This is a genomic window from Cognatishimia activa, from assembly GCF_001458335.1.
Classification (GTDB): domain Bacteria; phylum Pseudomonadota; class Alphaproteobacteria; order Rhodobacterales; family Rhodobacteraceae; genus Cognatishimia; species Cognatishimia activa.
The window spans coordinates 67,830-72,793 of sequence record NZ_CYTO01000019.1 but is presented as its reverse complement, the minus strand read 5'-3'; the positions used below and the strand labels follow the sequence as shown (position 1 = coordinate 72,793).

4 protein-coding genes and 1 pseudogene are annotated in these 4,964 nt (G+C 55.3%); 4 read left to right on the top strand and 1 reads right to left on the bottom strand.

All coding sequences use genetic code 11. The features are described from left to right. The 4 genes from TA5113_RS09535 to TA5113_RS09520 all read left to right on the top strand — a co-directional run. Nucleotides 1-608, top strand: a 608-nt coding sequence (locus TA5113_RS09535) for an EamA family transporter (protein WP_220387206.1), incomplete at its 5' end; no start/stop codon positions are given. Continuing rightward, a complete protein-coding gene (locus tag TA5113_RS09530; protein ID WP_058314808.1) occupies nucleotides 605-1,246 on the top strand; it encodes an NAD(P)-dependent oxidoreductase in 642 nt (213 codons plus the stop codon). The genes TA5113_RS09535 and TA5113_RS09530, both read left to right, overlap by 4 nt. A 285-nt stretch (nucleotides 1,247-1,531) precedes the next feature. Continuing rightward, nucleotides 1,532-2,536 (top strand): class 1 fructose-bisphosphatase, encoded by a 1,005-nt coding sequence (locus TA5113_RS09525; protein WP_058314809.1) that lies wholly within the window; start codon nucleotides 1,532-1,534, stop codon nucleotides 2,534-2,536. 58 nt (nucleotides 2,537-2,594) lie between these two features. Next, entirely contained in the window at nucleotides 2,595-4,223 is a 1,629-nt protein-coding gene (locus TA5113_RS09520; protein ID WP_058314810.1) for an alpha-D-glucose phosphate-specific phosphoglucomutase, read from the top strand. 46 nt (nucleotides 4,224-4,269) lie between these two features. Here the strand turns inward: TA5113_RS09520 and TA5113_RS16965 are convergent. After that, nucleotides 4,270-4,964 (bottom strand): annotated as a pseudogene (locus TA5113_RS16965) (DUF2793 domain-containing protein); the annotation flags it as partial.

The window sequence follows — 4,964 nt, the reverse complement described above, 5'->3', positions numbered from 1 at the left end:
TCGCCGCAACGGTTGGTGCAGTGCAGCCTTTGATTGTGGTTTTTCTGGCAGCGGTGGCGTTCAACACTGCCATTCGCATGCAAGCTGTGCTTGCCGCTTTGGCCGGCCTCATCGGCGTCGGGCTATTGGTGCTTGCTGGAACCGTTGTATTGGATCCGATTGGTTTGGTGGCTGGTTTGGGCGGCGCTTTGGCCATGGGTGCCGGCACAGTCCTGACGCGGAAATGGCAACCGCCTGTGCAGCTTTTAACGTTCACCGCATGGCAACTCACCGCGGGGGGTGTGCTGCTATTGCCGCTCGCCGTTCTGGTCGAGCCGCCGCTGCCCGCCCTGAGTGTGACGAACCTGATGGGTATGGCTTATCTCAGCCTGATAGGTGCAGCGATGACCTACATCCTTTGGTTTCGCGGTATCGCGCGCATCGATTCAAGTGCGGTGTCAGCGCTCGGTTTTCTTAGCCCGGTTTCTGCGGTTCTGATTGGTTGGGTGGCTCTGAATCAATCGCTTACATTCTGGCAAATCATCGGCGCAGTGATCGTGGTTTTCGCCGTCGCTTTGGCACAACTCAAACCGCTTTTTCAAAATCAAAAACATTGGAGCAAAGCATGAAAATCATCGTGTTTGGAGCAACCGGAGCCATGGGCTCACGCGTTATAAAAGAAGCTGTATCAAGGGGACATGAGGTAACGGCTACGGTCCGGAACCAAGAAAGCATTGCCAAACTCCCCGCCGACGTGACGGGCGTGATTGTTAATGCACATGACCAAGTCGCCTCGGCTCACGCTATGAAGGGTCACGATGTTGCTATCAGCGCGCTAAGGGCACCCAGCGGGCGCGAGGGTGAGGTTGTGGGACTGACCAGAACCGTTCTTTCAAGTGCGACGCAAGCTGGGATCAGGGTGATTGTCGTGGGCGGCGCTGCACGTTTGAAACTATCAGATTCGAGCCCGCATACAGTGCTCTCAGACCCAGACTTCTTGCCCGAAGAAATCGTGCCAATCGCGCGGGCGTCTCTGGCACAAGCAGAGCTGTGCCAATCGACATCGGATGCGGATTGGACCTATGCCAGCCCCTCGGCCATGTTGTTGCCCGGTCAGCGTACCGGTATATTCCGAACCGGGAGAGATACGCTTCTAATGGACGAAGATGGTCAATCAAGCATTTCCATGGAGGACTTCTCGGTTGCATTGGTGAATGAAGCAGAGACCCCTCGTTTTCAACGCGCGTCTTTCACGGTTGGATATTGAGGCGCGCCTTCCTATATGAGCAAGAAGGGCAAAAATCATTCGGATTTTGCCTTTGGTCGTCGCGTGGGTGACGCTCAGCTTGTAGGGACAAGTTCGGGCACCTAAGCAGGCGGACTTGTTTTCTTGGAAAATTGAGCGGCCATCGCGTTCTCCTGCGGCCTGATTTCTCAGCAAATGCCTGTGTCGGCAAGCAACTTCGCCATTCGTCATAGAAACGATACGCTTGGGTGGTTGGTTCCGACGCACGGATCGCTTAGACAGGGCTCAAGCACCAAGGAATTTCTGATGACCAAAGACGACCACCTTACTTTCCGCCAATTCATGCTGAAGGAATACCGCGAACACGGCGTTTCTAAAGACCTGATCTTCCTGTTGGAAGACATCGCCACGGCTTGCCGGACCATTTCACATAAGATCCGCAGTGGTGCCTTCGCAGGCACGCTTGGCGCTACCGACGATACGAACGTCCAAGGTGAAACACAGAAAGAGCTGGATGTGATCGCGAATGATCAATTCATGCTGCATTGCGCCAACTGCAGCCGCGTGGCGGCGCTGGTGTCTGAAGAGCTCGACAACGTGATCTGGCTGAAAGACAAAGCGGAAGCGGGTGATTATATCATCTATTTCGATCCACTCGATGGATCGTCGAACTTAGAGCTCAACATTTCCGTTGGTTCGATCTTCTCGATCGTTGAACTGAAAGAACCTCTCACGGAATTGACCGATGAGGCCGTCTTGATCCCCGGTTCAGAGCAAATCTGCGCAGGTTATTCGTTGTACGGCCCATCTACGTCCCTGGTGGTCACAACGGGTCACGGTGTGAACGGGTTTACCCATTTGGCGGGCAGCGGCGAATTCCTTTTGACCTTCCCGAACATGACCGTGCCTGCAGCGACCAATGAGTTTGCGATCAATGCCAGCCGTCAGAAATTCTGGGAACCGCCCGTCACTCGTTACATCGACGAATGTCTTGCTGGTCCGGACGGCCCACGCGGTAAGAAATTCAACATGCGTTGGGTGGCGTCCATGGTGGCCGAAGTCCATCGCATCCTGACCCGCGGTGGCGTGTTCATGTACCCGCGCGATTCAGAAAATGCTTCCATGGGCGGCCGTCTGCGCCTGCTCTATGAAACCAACCCAATGGCTTTCATTATTGAACAAGCAGGCGGCAAAGCATCCACCGGCGAAGGCCGCATGCTGGACGTTCAACCAACCGATCTACACCAGCGCATCGGTGTGGTTCTTGGCTCTAGCGAAGAAGTCGACCTGGTGGAAAGCTACCATTCCTAAAGAAACGCGCGCCGCCTTTTAGGGCGGCGTTTTCCTTTTAAGATATTCGGAGTTCGGCATGGCCACTCAAACCATTCCCAGCAAACCATTTGAAGGACAGAAACCCGGCACATCAGGCCTGCGCAAAAAGACTCGCGATTTTATGGTGCCGGGGTATCTCGAAAATTTTGTCCAGTCGGTCCTTAACGCCATTGATGGCGCGACAGACAAAACCTTTGTTTTGGGTGGGGATGGGCGCTATTTCAACGCTGAAGCGATTCAGACGATATTGAAAATGGCAGCAGCCAATGGCGCAAAACACGTGATCGTTGGCCAGAACGGTTTGCTGTCGACGCCCGCCGCATCCCATGTCATTCGCAAATACAAAGCCGATGGTGGTTTTATTCTGTCAGCGAGCCACAATCCCGGTGGGATTGATGCGGATTTCGGTCTGAAGTTTAACGGCGAAAACGGTGGCCCAGCTCCGGAAGCCTTGACCACAAAAATGCTCGCACAGTCTGAGGCGATCTCAGAATATCTGATCTCTGATGGTGCTGATATCGATCTGTCTGCGCTTGGATCACATACCCTAGATGGCATGTCGGTTGAGATCATCGATCCAGTCTCTGATTACGCCGAATTGATGGGTACGCTTTTTGATTTCAATGCCATCAAATCGCTGTTCGCAACCGGTTTCCGCATGCGGTTTGACGCCATGCATGCGGTCACAGGTCCGTACGCCAAATCGATCTTGGAAGACACTCTGGGAGCGCCGGAAGGCACCGTGATCAACGGCGTCCCTTCTGTCGATTTCGGCAAAGGCCACCCGGACCCAAACCCGGTGTGGGCCAAGGAGTTGATGGCGGAAATGATGGGCGACAACGCCCCTGATTTCGGCGCGGCCTCCGATGGGGATGGGGACCGGAACATGATCGTCGGTGCCGGGCTCTACGTGACCCCATCTGACAGTCTCGCGGTGCTTGCGGCCAACGCCCATCTCGCGCCGGGCTATAAAGGGGGCATCGCGGGCGTCGCGCGGTCTATGCCGACCTCTGCCGCAAGTGACCGGGTCGCTGAGAAGCTTGGTGTTGCGAGTTTTGAGACGCCGACCGGCTGGAAGTTCTTCGGTAACCTCCTGGATGCGGGCAAAGTGACAATCTGTGGCGAAGAAAGCGCCGGCACAGGTTCTGATCACGTTCGTGAAAAAGACGGCCTTTGGGCGGTGCTACTTTGGCTCAACATCCTCGCTGTGCGCAAACAGAGCGTCGGGGATATGATGGCGGATCACTGGCAGACTTACGGGCGCGACTACTACTCGCGCCATGATTACGAAGCGCTGCCGACGGATGTCGCCAACGCCGTGATGGAAGACCTGAAATCTGATCTGGATGGTTTAGCAGGCCGCAAAGTTGGTGCGATCACCGTGAGCAAAGCAGACAACTTCTCCTATGATGATCCGGTCGATGGCTCTACCAGTCCGAACCAAGGCATTCGCATTTTCTTTGAAAGCGGCGCGCGGGCTGTATTTCGTTTGTCAGGCACCGGCACCGAAGGCGCGACACTGCGGGTCTACTTGCAACATTACGTCGATGGCGAAGGCGCATTGTTTGAGGAACCTCAGGCGGCATTGGCTCCGATTATCGCGGCGGCCCATCAAATTGCGGGCCTCTCGCGTCTGGATCGAGATGGACCGGATGTGCGGACTTAAGGCACATTAGGCTCACACATATATAACATAATGATAGTTATCGGATTCAATACCAGCGTCCGATAGCGATCAACTCCGCAGTCTCTCCAGTTTTCGATGCTGTGGCAAAGCAAGCAAACTCCCAAGCGGCTGCACTATCAGCGCGGCCGTTGACCCACCCGTCTGCGGTTGAGCTCAAAGATCCGGTCCCGTGCGGTGTTTGCGCAAAGGCCATTGGGAAAGCATGGCTGGCCCCGCCGGACCAAAACAGCGAACCATTGGACTGGTTGATATCGACGGCTACTGAGGCCGTGCAAATCTGAGTGCCATCAGCAAAGCGTACATAATCCCCTTGCGCGTTGCTTCCCCGCTCAATCACAGCGCCAGTTGGTACGCCGTCAGTTTCAGATACACTGCCGATCAGATTGCCCGGCCCATAGGCGTAATCAGCCCGCGCGAGTTTACCTGTCGTTATATCCGTAGCATCGCTTTGGACCGCCGCGCCACTTGCGCGCCCAGTGGTCGCATCAAACACCAAAGCATCCGTCCAACTTCCACCATCTGGCGAGACCTTGATGCGAAAATCTGTATCTCCGGCCAGACCCATTTCCGCATGGCCCGTCCAGTTTGATTGAAACAACAACGACGCCGTGTCCCCATTGCTCGCCTTGTTGACCTTCACTTGATGCCCTGCCCCGGCGTGGGAAAACAAGCTCGCCGGTGATGCCAAAGCAAGCCGGTTGGTCGTGTCAAAGCTGGTGC

Bases quoted from the DNA above. Each gene is read 5' to 3' on its own strand.
- TA5113_RS09530 (WP_058314808.1), top strand. From the start codon at position 605: ATGAAAATCATCGTGTTTGGAGCAACCGGAGCCATGGGCTCACGCGTT.
- TA5113_RS09520 (WP_058314810.1), top strand. From the start codon at position 2,595: ATGGCCACTCAAACCATTCCCAGCAAACCATTTGAAGGACAGAAACCC.
- TA5113_RS09525 (WP_058314809.1), top strand. From the start codon at position 1,532: ATGACCAAAGACGACCACCTTACTTTCCGCCAATTCATGCTGAAGGAA.